The sequence below is a fragment of the Pseudomonas sp. Tul2A7 genome (assembly GCF_054790505.1).
Genome location: NZ_CP186499.1, coordinates 3,532,708 through 3,548,836, shown reverse-complemented (window position 1 = coordinate 3,548,836; position 16,129 = coordinate 3,532,708). Strand labels below are relative to the sequence as shown.

Below are 16,129 nucleotides of genomic sequence, written 5' to 3'. Positions count from 1 at the left end.
GAAACCGCTTACCCCGGTATCGCCTCACCCGCGAAGGTGATGGCATTGATGAACACGCTTTCGCTATCGCCAGACTGACTCCGAACACTGAAAACGAAGGTGCCTCCGGTTTCGCTGGACACAAAAACCCGCGTGAGTCCCTGTTGATCGGTGAACCCCTGACGGGGTCTGATAGTCGCGGTATCCACTTTTGTCGGAGGTACAGTCTTCCAGAACCAATCCACCAGCGAGTCGTGCGCGCGGTTGCCGTAGCCGTCTTCCAGCAACGCGTAGAGTTCGACTTCCTGGCCTTCCGGCACGACTCCCAAGGGCGTTGGTGACAGTTCTGCCAACGGAAAAGTCAGCGTTTTGTGGTCGAAGGTGATTTCGATAGTTGTGGCGTAGCGCGGCTCAAACAGGTCCAGCCAATACACGGGCGTATCGGTGCCCATAGTCTTGCCCGGGGTATAAATGGCTAAAAGCGTTCCATCTACGCCGGTCGCACCTGTTTCAATACTGCCCAGGGAGGCTCGCCAGTGAACCTTGACGCCGCTCAGCGGCTGACCTTGCGCGTTTTTCACGCTCACCCGATACGTGGCTAGCTCACCTGGCTTGTTGGCCACGACACTGCTGCTATCCACCACGTCGCAGGTAATTGAGACCAACTCGTTGAGGTCGCTTGCCACGTGCGCCACAGGCGAGCGCTCACTGGTCGCGCCCAGCAGAGCAAGTTCGGCGGCCTTGGCATAGGCTGTCTTGTCGACGGTTTCGGGCAGACTGCCGATCAGGAAAATCGTCAATGCATCCATGCCGGTCTCGATGGACAGCTCCCGGACGCGCATCAACAGATCGAGTTGGCTGAGGTTTTTCAACACCTTGAGGTTGGTGGGATCGATACGGTCGACACACTCGCGGACTTCCTGCACGCTCCAGCCAAAAAAATTGGCCAGCCTGATGGCGGCGGCCTGTTGCACCAGCCTCATTGCATCCCCCGTGAGATCCGACAGATCGTTGACCTGACGCAGATAGTCCAACAGTTTCTGCGACGGTTGTTCACTCAGGGCAAAGGCACGGGTCAGTGTCGTCAAGTAATACAGTGTGCGTATCGTCAATTCGTGCCTGTTGCTCTGACCGAGCCAGGCTTCGTGACCGTAATCCAGATATTCGTGCAACAGCGCCGCGCTCAACCCCAGCGTCGACACCACTTCACTGCGCCAGCGCACCTGCGCCAGCAGATCGAGCAGCACATCGGCATTGCGGTGCTGTTTTCGGCTTGCCCCCTCTGATTCCACAGGGGTTTGCTCAAGCACTTGTTGCAGCAATTTATAAACCGTGGTGTTTGACCAGCTCAGGATCGGTAGTACCTGCTCCACACCGACACCGGCATACACGGCCAGCGTCTCTTTGACCAACGATGCCTGAGCATCGCGCGCCTGCAGAACCACACCGGTCATGATGTCGATAAGGGTTTGGCGCAATGGCTCCTCGACCAGCCCCAAGGCACTGTCGACCGCCCAGGCAATTTTTCCGCGGACATCGTCCAGGTATTGCTCGGATGTCCCCCACTGAGGCAATACCAGACCATAGGCGTCGACAATAGGAACCAGGCTATCGGCGCGGTTCACCAGGAATTCGAGCCAGTCGGCGACCCCTGCAGACGGCACGCCGGCCATCAGAAACACACCGTTGGACAACAATGCGGTCGGCAGCAAATTGCGCAGCTGCTCGAAAAGTTGCTGATCCTGCTCGGACGGTTGCTGCGCCGCCAGCGGTTCGACCGCATGCTGCAATACCCACAACACTGGCAGATCGCTTTGCGCGCACCACTGCACGCAACTGTGCATGGCTTCGATCAGTTCCAGTACATCTGGCGGGCCCTCTGCAACGGTGTGGATACGAGGGGTACCCGCCAAGCCATCAACCCACTCGATCCCGCCCAGCACCGACAGCATCAGCACACCTTCGACGGGGGTGATGTGCAACAGTCGGGGCAGTCGAACCAGGCGGTAAAAACTCGAGATGATCGCCGGGCTGCGCGTCAGTGTGTCGGTCAATCCATGTGCTCTGGCCACTGTCGTTGCCAGGAGGTAATAAGTCTGCGGGTCAATCGCCAGGCCACGGCACAACTGGCTGATCGTCAGATCGACCTCGCCCGGCGCCGGCGTCACTGGAAACGTAAGGTTGTCGAGCCGCAAGGGCTCGCGGTAATCCGTTCGATCATTGAAGATCTGGTCGAACAGCGAGAGTGCCTCGCCACGGCCGTAGATCGACAGCTCTGCGATGAACCCGGCAAAGTCCGCCGCAGTGCATTCATAAAGCTCACGCAGGGTCTGAAAAAGACCCAGGGCATGCACGACGCCGCTGGATATGTCCATCTCTGACGCAGCGGCGGGGTCCGAAGGCTTACCGCGTTCTACCGCCCGGATCGCAGCCACCAGCAGTGCATCGACCTGATCGAACGGCAAACCGGCCCAGTTGGCCAGACGGACCATTTGGTTTATCCGGTCATAGCGGTTGAAGCCCTGTTCCCTGTCGGGGTCTGCCGTCAGTCGATGGCGAAATTGTGCCTCGTCGTCGATCCGCACGGCGGGTGCGGTGTTGTTGTTGATGTACACCGACCCCGACCGTTCACTTTCGGGTTTCTCGGGTTTTTCATCCGGGTAGTCCACATTGGCTGAGCGCACCGGCGCAGCATCGCGAATCGACAGCAAAGCTTCGATCTGCGTGCTGCTCAACTTGGTTCGCTCGCCTAGAAACTCCACCTGACTAAGGTTCTGGTAACTATCAAGATCATTGGTACCGAAGTGGCGGTCGAAAAACTCTTTACGCTGGGCAAAGCTCTCGCGGGCTTCCGTCAGTATTTGCCGCTGATAGGGACCGAGGCGCGTCGCATGAGCGAAGCCGGGACCGGTATTGGTTCCGCGGGCATCGGGTTGTAAAAAATAGGGGTAAGCCAGGTCGACCCGGTGCTCGAAGTCTCCCACCGACAAGTCATGGGACTGCGCAATAGCATCAATCGTGACCCAATGCTGGTAATACGGCAGACCGTTGGGGTAGCGGGCCTCGATCAACGCGTCTTCAGTCGACTGTCCTGGCGTGGGCATGTTCGCCGCGATGAACTGCTCCAATACCGCGACGATGATGTCGACCGACGATACCGACTGATAGACCGCATTGACGTCGACCTCCAGCGCGAGCAAATCCGTGCGGCGCTTGTGCAACTGATAGTGTTCTTCCTGGTTCTCGGGCCTGATACGGTCACGAATCCAGCGCAGCAAATCGATCAGATACGCTACGGGCGAGACAAGGGACTCCAGTGCATCCGGTGGACACAGTGCAGCAAAGTCGGTACCGATCAGGCCTTGATAAGTGGGGCCGTCAACCATGGATAACAAACCGCTGGAGCTGCGTGTTGTCGCGTTCCGATCACCCGTCAGGGTTTGCTCGATAAACTGACGACGCAGATACGTGGCCATGCTGTTGGCCCCGCGCAAAAACCGCCGGGCGTCATCCGGGCTGAGCCGCTGCTCCCTGACCAGACCCTGGACGCCCTTTTCCACCAAGGGAAAAATCGATCCCCCTTGTTCAAGGTACGTCTTGAGATTGTCCAGCCCGAGGTTTTGTGCGTGTTGTTCGTCACCAAACAATTGATCGAACATTTGCAAAGCGGGGCGACGCGAATCAGCCATGATCAGGTTCCTTGAGGCGAAAGCCGGCCGGAGCAACCTGGCGTTTCCACCAGGCTGCACACTCAGTGATTAAGATTTGGCGCTTCGACAGGTCGAGTGTCTACTGTCAGATCTGACAGGTTTAACAACCGCTCGTCGGGTATGCGTTCAAGAACCTTCCACCGGCGGATGTGCGCGCTCGACCTCGAAGCGCTTGCTCTCGACCCAGTCAGATATCGTCTCGCTGTCCTCCTCATCCGTGAGGGTCTGCCTGAATCGGTACCAGTTGCCGGACTCCGGCAATGGCTGCGTCGCCTCGCCGTGCCATGTGTCACCGGCAATGGGCAACGGCTCCGTCCACTGCACATCCGGGTTGTACCAACTCACCACTGTCCCAACGCCCTTGCGCCCGCGGCCGGCAAACTGCAGCGGATGACTGACCCAGCGGCCCGCCGCCGGGGCGTCGAGGGTGGGCAGAAAAGTACCCAGCATGATCGGGCGCAGTGCCTCGACGGAGGTGAACTCCTCCAGCGACGCCACCGCCTCAAGCACGTAAGGCCCGCCGGCAAGGGAACTGAAGTCCTGTGTCACCGACCAGGTGCAATCCTCCTGCACGATGGCGCTGGACTGCAGCGAGTGCGTGGCTTCGACCAGTGTCACCGTGACCGTGTCGCCAGGCACACCGAAACCAGACACCACCGTGCGTCTGCCGACAGGGTCATCCTCGGTCGGGGTTTCGATCAGCGGTGCAGCCGGGACGACGTCATATTGCCGCGCGTCGCCGAGGTCCGACTCTTGCCGCTGGTCGTTTCCATCGACGAACGTTTGCCGGGCACGAATGATTGTGTGCCCCACCGGCAACTTCACCTCACCTTCCCAATCGCCCTTGTCGTTCACCAGGATGTTGCTGAGCAGAGGCTCGCTGACACCTTCCAGAAAGACCTCGACCCGCCCGTTCGCCATGCCGCTGCCGGTGATTTTTGCGGTACGTGGCAGCTTCCCGTTTTCTGTCGGCTGGGTGATCTGCGGCGGTAATAACACCACATCGAAATAGCAATGGTCACTGCGCTCGGACGGCCGCTCGCCAAGGATTTGCTGTGCATCGATGGTGTATCTGCGGAATTCCAGTCCGGCGAGATCGATCGACCACGCACCGTTTGCATCCAGTGTTTTTTCCGGCCCCAGCGGGCTTTGAAACTGGGCATCCCGCAACTGCATCACCGCACCCTGCATACCGTTCTCGCCCTCGACCGTGACATCACGGCCCACCTTGCTGGTCGGGTCCGGATAGGTGATCCGCGGCCGGGACATGGGCCGTCTCACGGTGAAGGTGGCGCTCGCCGGGAGCGAAGGTTGCTCGGCGGCAAACTGGGTCACGGTGACGGTATGCTCAACACCCGTCTCGAACGGCTTGTCGCGGCGGAATGTCCACTTGTCATTGCTGACCGTTGGCTTGTGCACCACATTATCTTCGTCGCTGTACTGGAGGCTGACCACCGCGCCCGGCCAGCAAGTGCCGCTGAGCCTGGGTGACAGTTCATCCTCGAGCGGGTCGTCAAGACCGGGAGCCATTGGCGGAATATTGATGTAGTACGCAACCCAGTTGGGCGAATGCTGCCCGTCCCGGGATTGCCTGATATTGAGGGGATAATTGCGCGTCGGCCCCCATTGCGTTAACGCCGTGCTCGACCATTGACCATTAGCCACCACGGCATCGGGAAAACCTGCATCGGTTCCACCGGGGTTCAACAATTGCACCGTGGCGCCGTGAGAGCCTTTACCCGTGACCGTCGGCTTATAGTCAGGGGTTGATGTCACCTCGCTCACATCGGGTAATACTTTGATGACTTTGAAATCGTAAGGCAGTGACTCGATCCAGCCACTGGCACCGTCGCCCACTTTTTGCACGATTTGCAGGTTGTAGGTGCCGTATGGCCAGTCCGTTGCGGTAGTTGCCCATTGGCCCCCGGTTGCCTCGACCTCCTCTGGCGGCGTGACCGCATAACCGGGTGCGGTGATCACCACCGTTGCGCCGGCGTGGGCGGAGCCTGAGAACTTGATGGAATTGTCGATGCACTCGACGGCGACACCGGTAAATTTGGCTGGCCGGACTCTGAATCCCCTCGGCGCGCCAAAGTTTCCCTGCACTCCGGATAAAGTCTGGCGGGCGACAATCGAAAAAGGGCCGGGCGACATTTGGTTTTCGAACGACACAATCTTCCAGCTTCCGTCAGACTCCACCACTGCCTGACCGATCCTGACTGCAAGACTCAAATCCACGAACACTTCGACCTTGGCCCCGCTCTCCCCGGTACCGGAGATAGGGCCATTGGGATCAATTAACTGGAGGGGTTGAGGAACGCTGATGATCGGGCTCCCCAGCAATAGGAAACTATGCAAGCCTGACCAATCATTCATACTCCGGTGGCCAGCAGTCATCTCAACCTTCCCCCCACTCGGGTAGTTCGCAAGATTGAAATCCGCCTCCCACGTCATGTCGTCTTTGACTTTGGCCGATGCGTGAAGAATACCGCCACCCGGCGTCATGGCGTCGAGATCCCAACGGTAAGTCCCTGTACCTCGCAACTTCAAGGGGTCGCCCAGACGCAGCACCGCATTCTTGGGTGGGTAAATAATTATTGGGCCGCGTTGGGGGTAAACGTCGACCGAGTTCGATAGCACAGATGTTTGATCACCGATTTTTTGTACAGCAATCAGGATCCCTTTTTCAGTCAAGCCGGACGGCAATTTACAGTTGGCACTCCAGCGTCCGAAAATGTCTCCGGGCCCAACTCCGACCGCAATAGAAACATTTCCATATTTGAAGTAAACGTGGATCGTGCCTCCAACAAGACTGTTGCTGCCCGAGACAAGGAATGACGTCCCTATTATCGTGTTTGGCCCCGGTCCATCGATGAATGGTTGGGCTGCGGGGTACAGCTCAGGACCGAACCCCTCATATGGTTCAACATCATTGTTTGGCCCGTCATAATCGACACGAATATAAATTCTGTTTTTCAGTCCCCCCTCGGCAACGGGCCCCCAGGGGGAATTAGTGATGCGTGAGTAATCGTGCCAAGCTCCATCTTGAAGAAGGGCGTCCGGTGAATACACCACCACACTGGTACGGGTTTTAAGGTAAAGATCTATATTGGCACGGTTCTGGTTGCCGTTCCGTGTTGTCATCTTGTATCGCAGAGTTCTTACATAGAGACTTCCGAGTTCAAACTTGTACTGGCACTGCAGTTGGGTGGTCAATTGAGGTACGCGAGGGTGCGTTTGTTTGAGGGTAACTATCGCCGAATTGGCCCAAAATACCTCGGAATATGGTCCATTGTCCGCCTGCTGATTTGAGCCGTTCCCCAACCCGATGCTCACGGTTTCACCGCCGCCACTTTCATTCAGCAGCGCTTTGCTTTTATCACCGTCATCAACGTTGTCGTTCATTTCAATAGTTCCAGGCAATGGATAACTAACGCGCTTGCGCCAATATAGGCGCCACCGCAACGCGCAACCACTGTCAGATCTGACAGGTTAAATCACCACTGATCGGAAAAACGGGGCGCCGCTTTTCCCTCGCTCCTGAACACTGCCTGCCTGTAAATCTGACAATCTCTATGCCCGGTAACTCTTCGCACAACACTGTTCGGTGGCGTCCTACAGGCGCCCATTTACGGCTACGCCGAGTTGCGCCATTGCCTACACATCCCTCAGAATCCGCCGGCTTGTGCGCCTTGCTGATGCCCCGTAACTTGATCCGTGCCGCTGCCAATCAGTGGTCGGGTTTAGTCGCCCGGTTCAAGTACGATGCGTATAAGCGTCATCCGGTCGGGTAGTCCCTATCCCCGCACTCGATGGTGGCTGTTCGCAGGGCGCTCTCGGGCGCGCCGGTTTTCGTACTCACCGGTCGACTAACCTGCTTACAGCCGCCACCCATTCGTTTAGTCGCGGATAAGGTGGCAGCCCTACTAGCGAGTACGAAATCATGTTCAAAGACACTCCAAATCCACCCGAAACCAACTCGGTTTCCCCCTATGAATCCAGCGATTCGAAAAAGCTCCACGAGGCCGCCGAAAAAGCCCTCGACCACTACCTCAAACCCAAACCCGACCCACGCAACTCCGTGGATCGCGGCATGCAGATGTTCATGATCGCGCCCGACCTCAACCCCGAAGCCGTGGCTATCCAGACCTACGAAACGTTTTCTTCGGTGAGCATTCTGCTGCTCGACCTGGCCGACAGCCTTGAAAACAAGCCGCGACACCTGGCGATGGCGATCTATCAATTGAGCGAGATGGGTTTGTTGCTGGCGGAGAAGGCGCTGGATAACGAGCGGTCGATTGCCGTTACCTGACCTTGGAGAGAGGTTGTCTGTACTGACGTTTTCGCGAGCAAACTCGCTCCCACAGTCGAATGCATTTCAACTGAAAGAATGCGGATCACTGTGGGGCGCGAGCTTGCTCGCGAAGCTTTAGGCGGTTTCCAATCAGGCCGAGGCCGGCAATGGCTGAAAACTGAAGTACTGGCGCAACGCCTCAACCAATTGCCCGTATTCCGGCGGTGGTTGTTGCAGGCTGAAACCGGCGTCGTAGTGCAGCGGGGTCGCGTCTTCGTGGCACCACAGGCAACACGCGGCCAGATCGATTATCTGTTGGCAACCCTCGCCGCAAGGGATTTGCAGCCGCAAATGGAAGTCCACACCCACCATCATCGGCAACTGGCTGATCAGCATCAGCCCGTCTTCGGACACGTTGCCCAGAAAACCGATGGGTTTGTTGGTGACGCTGTTGAACACTCTGAGGAAATACGGCAGTTGATGCCGTTCAATCCGGCGGTCGGTAAACATGCGCAGTTCGCCATGCAAGGCTCCATCACAGAGCCGCACCTTTGCTTCGGAACGCCCCTGTAGCGCAGGCGCGCTCTCCCCGCTTCCGGTGTGACGGTCGCTACGTCGCCGTCACCTGACCACTTGCCAGTCGCAGGTGTTGCTCCGGGTTTACAGATTCGGCTCTAAACCCGGGTTATTCGACTATAGCTCAGCTTGTACACACGGCCAGATTTTGTATGACAACTGTCATCAGAAGCGGGTCGGGCGCACCACGGCAGCAGCGCTGCGTGTCGGGTAATGGCCCAGGCTCTGCAAGGTTTCCAGACGCGCGCGGGCGCGGTAGGCGTATTCGCTGTCGGGGTACGAGGCGATGATGAACTGGTAGGTCTGCGCCGCATCGACAAACATCTTTTGCCGCTCCAGACACTGGCCGCGCATCATCGACACTTCCGGCCACACATACGGGCGGGCACGGCTGGCGCGTTCGACCTTGGACAGTTCGAGCATGACCTGCTCGCAATTGCCGCGGTCATAGGCGCTGTAGGCGTTGTTCAAATGATGGTTCATCGACCAACGGGTGCAGCCCGTCACGGCGAGGACGCTGAGGGCAAGGGCGGCAATGGGTACGAATCGCATGAGGGTTCTCCTGTCTTGTGCTCTTTATCGACCCTTGCCGAGAAATCTTCAGAAGTGTTTGCGCCAATCGTCGTGTTCAATAAAGAAAACAATAAGTAGTGCATTCGAACAATGACTACACCCCAAGAGCATAGTAGCCTTCGCTAGCGCTTGAACTCAGGAGTCTTTGCATGTCCGTCCGTCGTACCAAAATCGTCGCTACCCTTGGCCCGGCCAGTAACTCGCCGGAAGTTCTCGAACAGCTGATTCTGGCTGGTCTGGACGTTGCCCGTCTGAACTTCTCCCACGGCACCCCCGACGAGCACAAGGCTCGCGCGAAGCTGGTGCGTGACCTCGCTGCCAAGCACGGCCGCTTCGTTGCCCTGCTGGGCGACTTGCAAGGCCCGAAAATCCGTATCGCCAAATTCGCCAACAAGAAGATCGAGCTGAAGATCGGTGACCAGTTCACCTTCTCCACCAGCCATCCTCTGACCGAAGGCAACCAGCAAGTGGTCGGCATCGACTACCCGGACCTGGTCAAGGACTGCGGCGTGGGCGACGAGCTGCTGCTCGACGACGGCCGTGTGGTGATGCGCGTTGATACCGCCACCGCCACCGAACTGCATTGCACCGTGACCATCGGCGGCCCGCTGTCCGACCACAAAGGCATCAACCGCCGCGGTGGCGGCCTGACTGCACCGGCCCTGACTGAAAAAGACAAGGCCGACATCAAGCTCGCCGCTGAAATGGAAGTCGACTACCTCGCGGTGTCCTTCCCGCGTGACGCTGCCGACATGGAATACGCCCGTCAACTGCGCGACGAAGCCGGCGGTACTGCCTGGCTGGTGGCGAAGATCGAACGCGCTGAAGCCGTGGCCGATGACGAAACCCTCGACGGTCTGATCAAGGCGTCCGACGCGGTGATGGTTGCCCGTGGTGACCTCGGTGTGGAAATCGGCGATGCCGAGCTGGTGGGCATTCAGAAGAAAATCATTCTGCACGCACGCCGCCACAACAAGGCGGTGATCGTCGCGACCCAGATGATGGAGTCGATGATCCAGAACCCGATGCCGACCCGCGCCGAAGTGTCCGACGTGGCCAACGCCGTGCTCGACTACACCGACGCGGTGATGTTGTCGGCTGAATCCGCTGCCGGTCTGTACCCGCTGGAAGCGGTTCAAGCGATGGCGCGCATCTGCGTCGGCGCTGAAAAACACCCGACCGGCAAAACCTCCAGCCACCGTATCGGCAAGGAATTCACCCGCTGCGACGAAAGCATCGCACTGGCGACCATGTACACCGCCAACCACTTTCCGGGCGTCAAAGCGATCATCGCCCTGACCGAAAGTGGCTACACCCCGCTGATCATGTCGCGTATCCGTTCTTCGGTGCCGATCTACGCGTTCTCGCCGCACCGTGAAACCCAGGCGCGCGCAGCGATGTTCCGTGGCGTGTACACCGTACCGTTCGATCCGGCTTCGCTGGAACCGCACGAAGTCAGCCAGAAAGCCATCGATGAGCTGGTCAAGCGCGGCGTTGTGGAAAAAGGCGACTGGGTCATCCTGACCAAGGGCGACAGCTACCACACCACCGGCGGCACCAACGGCATGAAGATCCTGCACGTGGGCGACCCGCAGGTCTGAGTGATGCGCTGAAAAACAAAGCCCCGCCATGTGAATGGCGGGGCTTTTTGTTGTCTACGTTGAATCGCAAGCCCCTCACCCTAGCCCTCTCCCTATGGGAGAGGGAACCGATTGAGGGATATTGCAGAATTGCACCGACCTGATAGCTCTGCGCTGAATCCGACCGGTTCTTTCAAGTCGATGTATAACGCATTACACCTCACCCCAGCCCTCTCCCTATGGGAGAGGGCTGGGCGGGCGGCGTTCCGATGAGGGTTGGCTTTTCAATACCGTTTGATAAACCCGGTCAACGCCGCCAATGCTTCCGGCGAGCGCAGCCGTTGGGTGAACAGCACGCCCTCCTCTTCGATCACCCTACGGATCAACTCACGATCCGGCGCCTTCATCAATTGCTTGCTGATACGCACCGCTTCCGCCGGCAATTTGTCGAAACGCAGCGCCATTTCCCTCGCCTTGCTTAGCGCCGCATCGCCGCTACCCAACGCTTCGGTCGCAATTCCCCACTGCGCAGCCTGTTCACCGCTAAATCCCTCGCCCAACAGCAACAGCTCAGCTGCTTTGGCCTGCCCAAGCAAACGCGGCAGGATCAGGCTGGAGCCGAACTCCGGGCATAAACCGAGATTGACGAACGGCATGCGCAAGCGCGCATCGCGGGCCACGTAAACCAGATCACAGTGCAGCAGCAATGTCGTGCCAATGCCCACCGCTGCACCGGCCACAGCAGCGATCACCGGTTTGCGGCACTCCAGCAAATTGAGCATGAAGTGGAACACCGGGCTGTCGAGGTCGCTCGGCGGTTGCTGAATGAAGTCAGCGATGTCGTTGCCGGCCGTGAAGCATTCAGCGCTGCCAGTGATCAGCACGGCGTTGATTTCAGAGTCGTTGTCAGCCTGTTTCAACGCCTCGGCGAGACGGCTGTACATGGCGCGGGTCAGGGCGTTTTTCTTCTCCGGGCGGTTGAGGCGCAGGGTCAGTAAACCGCGTTCGCGCTCCAGCAGGATGGCTTCGGTCATGGTCGGTCTCGCGTCGGAAAGATCAGCGCTCAACCACGGCTCAAAAACACATCGGCCAGCAGTTGATTGCGCGGCAATCCGGCCAGATAGAGGCGCCTTGCAAAGGCGTCGACACTGGCCGTCGAGCCGCAGACTAAGGCCAGGGTTTGCCGGGAAACAAGGCGCAGTTGCGCCAAAGCGGCGGCTGACTCGGCCGCCGTCCACAGCTCGACGCTGAGGTTTTCGCGTTGCGCGGCCAGTGCCGCCAAAGGTTTGGCCAGGTAGTGCGCGTCAGCGTCATGGGCCACGTGAATGACACGAATGGCGCCCTGATGATCCTGACGCAAGGCTTCGCGCAGCACACCGAACAACGGCCCCAGACCGGTGCCGGCGGCGAGCAGCCACAGCGGTCGGTTGTGCCAGTCAGGGTCGTAATGCAAGGCGCCGCCACGCAGTTCACCGAGGCGGATCGCGTCGCCGATCTGCAAGCGCCGCGCGGCATCGCTGAATTCGCCGGGCAGGCGGCAATCGAGGTGGAATTCGAGAAAGCGGTCCTCTTCCGGCAGGCTCGCCAGCGAATATGGCCGGGCGATGTGCTCGATCCACAGCACCAGATGTTGCCCGGCGCTGTAGCGCAGCGGCCGCTGTGGGGTCAGGCGCAAACGCAACACGCCGTCGCTCAGCCAGTCGAGCGCCTCGACCACGGCCGGGCGACCGTCGGTCAGCGGATCGAAGGTGTGCACCTGCAAGTCTTCGGTTACCTGACACTGACAGGCCAGTCGCCAGCCCTGTTGCCGCTGTTCAGCGCTCAATGCATCCGGACGGTTATCCGCCGGCAGACCTTGCACGCATTGCACCAGACACGCATGACAGCTGCCGGCGCGGCAGCTGTAGGGCACGGCGACCCCACGCTGATTGAGGGCATCGAGCAGGTTGCTGCCCGCCGCCACTGACCATTGCTGTTCACCGACGCGAAGTTCAGGCATCGACGTTCTCCCACGCCGCGGCACAACGATTGCGCCCGTCACGCTTGGCTCGGTACAGCGCCTGATCGGCACGCTGCAAGGCGTCGTCGAGGTCATCACCCAGTTCCAGCAGGGTCATGCCCGCCGACAGACTGAGGTTGCGCACGCTCAGCCCCACCAACTCGACATCGGTGAAGGCGATGCGCAGACGCTCGCAGCAAGCGGTCAAGCGTTCGGCATTGCAATCGGGCAGCAGCACCACGAATTCCTCGCCACCATAACGCGCCAATACATCGCCGTCGCGCAGACACGCCTGCGCAACGCCGGCGAACGCCTGCAGCACCTGATCGCCGGCAGCATGACCGTGCAGATCATTGATGCGTTTGAAATGATCGAGATCGATCAACGCCAGGCCGTGCACCACGTCGTTGTCCATGGCATTCAGTTCACGCGAGGCGAGGCGCAGAAAGTGCCGGCGATTGAACAACCCGGTCAATTCGTCGGTGGCGACCAGGTCTTCGAGCTGACGCATCATCCCGCGCAGGGTGTCCTGATGCGCCTGCAAGGCAAACCGGCGCTGGCGCTGGCGTTGCCGCGAGACTTGAACGAAGCGTGCGTAAAGCACCAGCCACGCCAGCACCATCGCCAGAATGCACACCTGCAAGGCGGCGAGCGCAGGGTCGGCCAAGAGGAAGTGATAACCGTCCCACAGCGTGATCGCGCAGAAACTGAAGAACACCAGCAGGGCACAGCGGATGAAGGCCCGCCGACTGAGATGGAACAGGCCGAACAGCAGAATCAGTACGTAGAACACCAGAAAGGCGCCACGGGCTTCATCCAGATGCGCGATCAGCCAGGTCTGCCAGCCCAGTCCGAGCAGCACTTGCACTTCGGTCAGGCTGGGATCGGCAAAGCGTTGGTTGCGCCCGCTCCAGAACATTGCGAACAGCGTCGCCTGACTGATTACCACCAGCGCGCTGCCGATGGCCACGGAACTCAGGGACTGGCCGTAATGACCGGCGAAAAACGCCAGCCACAGCAGCAGCAAAGCCAATCCGTAGGTGGCCGCAGCAAGGGCGAAACGTTTAAGCAAAAGACGTTGAATGGCGTTATGGGTCAATCGTTGACTCACCGTGCGATAAGAGGCTGACCGAGTGTCCTACTCTACAGACCGGCTGCCACTTTAGTGGCGTAGTCGATAAATGACCACCGATTTTCGGGCTCGAAATTTGACGTCAAAAGTGTGGCCTGCGTGTGCCGCCAAAAGCCCCTCACCCTAACCCTCTCCCAGAGGGAGAGGGGACTGATCGAGTCGATTGTCGGAGATACGCCGACCTGAAATACCACGCCGCACTCAGGCCTGAACTACATCAGGATCAACGCCTTTTCCCCAACCGAACCCAGGTTCGACAGCATGAAGATCAGCTCCCTTTCCCCAAGCCGAACCCAGGTTCGAACAGCATGAAGATCAGCTCCCTTTCCCCAAGCCGAACCCAGGTTTGAACAGCATGAAGATCAGCTCCCTTTCCTGAGCCGAACCGAGGTTTCGAAGACTGCGCAGATCAGCTCCCTTTCCCCCTCGCCCCCTCTGGGGGAGAGGGCTGGGGTGAGGGGGTAGCTCTTGAAGTGCAAACCCGCTGGCCGATATTCGCCCACCCATGCGACCAACGAATGACTGCCGGCGCGTGTACGCCCCATCGAGGCGCGGTATACTGCCGCGCCTTTTTAGCGTCGCGCCAGCAGCCCCGGCGTGCCCGGCCCCAAGGGCCAGCTTCAAGTTGCAAGCTTCCAGCCGCCAGCTCAAGCAGTCCGCGTACTGCTCCAACTTGCCGCTGAAAGCTTGAAGCCTGTAGCTGCCCCATAGAATGTTCCCGTCTTTTAGAGGAGCGCGACTCATGACCGTGATCAAGCAAGACGACCTGATTCAGAGCGTTGCCGACGCCCTGCAGTTCATTTCCTATTACCACCCCGTGGATTTCATCCAGGCGATGCACGAAGCCTACCTGCGCGAAGAATCGCCAGCGGCCCGTGACTCGATGGCGCAGATCCTGATCAACTCGCGCATGTGCGCCACCGGCCACCGCCCGATCTGCCAGGACACCGGTATCGTTACCGTGTTCGTGCGCGTCGGCATGGACGTGCGTTGGGATGGCGCCACCATGGGCCTGGACGACATGATCAACGAAGGCGTACGTCGCGCCTACAACCTGCCGGAAAACGTCCTGCGTGCCTCGATCCTCGCCGACCCGGCGGGCGCTCGGAAAAACACCAAGGACAACACCCCTGCCGTGATTCACTACTCCATCGTCCCGGGCAACACCGTGGAAGTGGACGTGGCGGCCAAGGGCGGCGGTTCCGAGAACAAGTCGAAAATGGCCATGCTCAACCCGTCCGACTCGATCGTTGACTGGGTGCTGAAGACCGTTCCGACCATGGGCGCCGGCTGGTGCCCACCGGGCATGCTCGGCATCGGCATCGGCGGCACCGCCGAGAAAGCCGCGGTCATGGCCAAGGAAGTGTTGATGGAATCCATCGACATTCACGAGCTGAAAGCCCGTGGCCCGCAGAACCGCATCGAAGAAATGCGTCTGGAGCTGTTCGAGAAGGTCAACCAGTTGGGCATCGGCGCCCAGGGCCTCGGTGGCCTGACCACCGTGCTCGACGTGAAGATCATGGACTACCCGACCCACGCCGCTTCGCTGCCGGTGTGCATGATCCCGAACTGCGCCGCCACCCGTCACGCGCACTTTGTGCTCGACGGTTCCGGCCCGGCTTCGCTGGAAGCGCCACCGCTGGACGCCTACCCGGAAATCGTCTGGGAAGCCGGCCCGTCGGCCCGTCGCGTCAACCTCGACACCCTGACCCCGGAAGACGTGCAGAGCTGGAAGCCGGGCGAAACCGTCCTGCTCAACGGCAAAATGCTCACCGGTCGCGACGCGGCGCACAAGCGCATGGTCGAGATGCTCAACAAGGGTGAAACCCTGCCGGTAGACCTCAAAGGTCGCTTCATCTACTACGTTGGCCCGGTTGATCCGGTCGGTGACGAAGTGGTTGGCCCGGCAGGCCCGACCACCGCGACGCGGATGGACAAGTTCACCCGGCAGATCCTCGAGCAGACCGGCCTGTTGGGCATGATCGGCAAATCCGAGCGCGGCCCGACCGCAATCGAAGCGATCAAGGACAACAAAGCCGTGTACCTGATGGCTGTCGGCGGCGCTGCCTACCTGGTTGCTCAGGCAATCAAGAAGTCGAAAGTGCTGGCATTTGCCGAACTGGGCATGGAAGCGATCTACGAGTTCGAAGTCAAAGACATGCCGGTCACCGTTGCGGTGGACAGCAAAGGTGAGTCGGTGCACATCACCGGCCCGGCGATCTGGCAACAGAAGATCAGCGAAAGCCTGGCGGTAGAAGTGCAGTAAACGCCTGAAGCCGTAAAAAG

The 16,129-nt window shown here is 59.5% G+C and carries 10 protein-coding genes; 3 read left to right on the top strand and 7 right to left on the bottom strand.

All coding sequences use genetic code 11. From position 1 onward, the window contains the following. Positions 1 to 8 precede the first annotated feature (8 nt). Together ACOYXJ_RS15935 and ACOYXJ_RS15930 are read right to left on the bottom strand one after the other, a co-directional pair. Positions 9 to 3,638 carry a Tc toxin subunit A gene (locus ACOYXJ_RS15935; RefSeq protein WP_460372962.1) on the bottom strand — a complete coding sequence of 1,210 codons (3,630 nt, stop codon included), beginning with the start codon at positions 3,636 to 3,638 and terminating at the stop codon, positions 9 to 11. A gap of 177 nt (positions 3,639 to 3,815) precedes the next feature. Continuing rightward, positions 3,816 to 7,094, bottom strand: coding sequence for a hypothetical protein (locus ACOYXJ_RS15930; protein WP_460370385.1), 3,279 nt, complete (start codon positions 7,092 to 7,094; stop codon positions 3,816 to 3,818). A gap of 538 nt (positions 7,095 to 7,632) precedes the next feature. Here ACOYXJ_RS15930 and ACOYXJ_RS15925 point away from each other — a divergent pair. Beyond that, positions 7,633 to 8,001: a DUF6124 family protein gene (locus tag ACOYXJ_RS15925; protein ID WP_460370383.1), complete on the top strand. Its 369-nt coding sequence runs from the start codon at positions 7,633 to 7,635 to the stop codon at positions 7,999 to 8,001. Positions 8,002 to 8,133: 132 nt separating this feature from the next. Here ACOYXJ_RS15925 and ACOYXJ_RS15920 read toward each other — a convergent pair whose 3' ends face one another. Together ACOYXJ_RS15920 and ACOYXJ_RS15915 are read right to left on the bottom strand one after the other, a co-directional pair. Continuing rightward, positions 8,134 to 8,493 carry a PilZ domain-containing protein gene (locus tag ACOYXJ_RS15920; RefSeq protein WP_095121398.1) on the bottom strand — a complete coding sequence of 120 codons (360 nt, stop codon included), beginning with the start codon at positions 8,491 to 8,493 and terminating at the stop codon, positions 8,134 to 8,136. Between the two features lie 231 nt (positions 8,494 to 8,724). Beyond that, on the bottom strand, positions 8,725 to 9,111 hold the full coding sequence (locus tag ACOYXJ_RS15915; RefSeq protein WP_230733160.1) for a tetratricopeptide repeat protein: 387 nt from the start codon (positions 9,109 to 9,111) through the stop codon (positions 8,725 to 8,727). Positions 9,112 to 9,281: 170 nt separating this feature from the next. Between ACOYXJ_RS15915 and pyk the strand changes: the two genes are divergently transcribed. Then, complete coding sequence (gene pyk / locus ACOYXJ_RS15910) at positions 9,282 to 10,733, top strand: pyruvate kinase (protein WP_077574310.1); 1,452 nt, start codon at positions 9,282 to 9,284, stop codon at positions 10,731 to 10,733. A 263-nt stretch (positions 10,734 to 10,996) separates the two neighbouring features. Here the strand turns inward: pyk and ACOYXJ_RS15905 are convergent, their stop codons facing one another. The 3 genes from ACOYXJ_RS15905 to ACOYXJ_RS15895 are packed head-to-tail and all read right to left on the bottom strand — an operon-like array spanning position 10,997 to position 13,810. Beyond that, positions 10,997 to 11,746 (bottom strand): enoyl-CoA hydratase-related protein, encoded by a 750-nt coding sequence (locus tag ACOYXJ_RS15905; protein ID WP_460370380.1) that lies wholly within the window; start codon positions 11,744 to 11,746, stop codon positions 10,997 to 10,999. A gap of 29 nt (positions 11,747 to 11,775) precedes the next feature. After that, positions 11,776 to 12,711, bottom strand: coding sequence for an iron-sulfur-binding ferredoxin reductase (locus ACOYXJ_RS15900; RefSeq protein WP_150794562.1), 936 nt, complete (start codon positions 12,709 to 12,711; stop codon positions 11,776 to 11,778). After that, the gene (locus tag ACOYXJ_RS15895) at positions 12,704 to 13,810 is read right to left on the bottom strand and encodes a GGDEF domain-containing protein (RefSeq protein ID WP_102900148.1); all 1,107 of its coding nucleotides are present in this window, start codon (positions 13,808 to 13,810) and stop codon (positions 12,704 to 12,706) included. Before ACOYXJ_RS15895 ends, ACOYXJ_RS15900 begins: the two co-directional genes overlap by 8 nt. Before the next feature lie 775 nt (positions 13,811 to 14,585). Here ACOYXJ_RS15895 and ACOYXJ_RS15890 point away from each other — a divergent pair. After that, the gene (locus ACOYXJ_RS15890) at positions 14,586 to 16,109 is read left to right on the top strand and encodes a fumarate hydratase (RefSeq protein WP_007916251.1); all 1,524 of its coding nucleotides are present in this window, start codon (positions 14,586 to 14,588) and stop codon (positions 16,107 to 16,109) included. Positions 16,110 to 16,129: the final 20 nt, after the last annotated feature.

What these genes read in the sequence shown, in the direction of transcription:
- ACOYXJ_RS15935 (WP_460372962.1), bottom strand. Translation starts at nt 3,638, where the DNA reads ATGTTCGATCAATTGTTTGGTGACGAACAACACGCACAAAACCTCGGG.
- ACOYXJ_RS15930 (WP_460370385.1), bottom strand. Translation starts at nt 7,094, where the DNA reads ATGAACGACAACGTTGATGACGGTGATAAAAGCAAAGCGCTGCTGAAT.
- ACOYXJ_RS15925 (WP_460370383.1), top strand. Translation starts at nt 7,633, where the DNA reads ATGTTCAAAGACACTCCAAATCCACCCGAAACCAACTCGGTTTCCCCC.
- ACOYXJ_RS15920 (WP_095121398.1), bottom strand. Translation starts at nt 8,493, where the DNA reads ATGTTTACCGACCGCCGGATTGAACGGCATCAACTGCCGTATTTCCTC.
- ACOYXJ_RS15915 (WP_230733160.1), bottom strand. Translation starts at nt 9,111, where the DNA reads ATGCGATTCGTACCCATTGCCGCCCTTGCCCTCAGCGTCCTCGCCGTG.
- pyk (WP_077574310.1), top strand. Translation starts at nt 9,282, where the DNA reads ATGTCCGTCCGTCGTACCAAAATCGTCGCTACCCTTGGCCCGGCCAGT.
- ACOYXJ_RS15905 (WP_460370380.1), bottom strand. Translation starts at nt 11,746, where the DNA reads ATGACCGAAGCCATCCTGCTGGAGCGCGAACGCGGTTTACTGACCCTG.
- ACOYXJ_RS15900 (WP_150794562.1), bottom strand. Translation starts at nt 12,711, where the DNA reads ATGCCTGAACTTCGCGTCGGTGAACAGCAATGGTCAGTGGCGGCGGGC.
- ACOYXJ_RS15890 (WP_007916251.1), top strand. Translation starts at nt 14,586, where the DNA reads ATGACCGTGATCAAGCAAGACGACCTGATTCAGAGCGTTGCCGACGCC.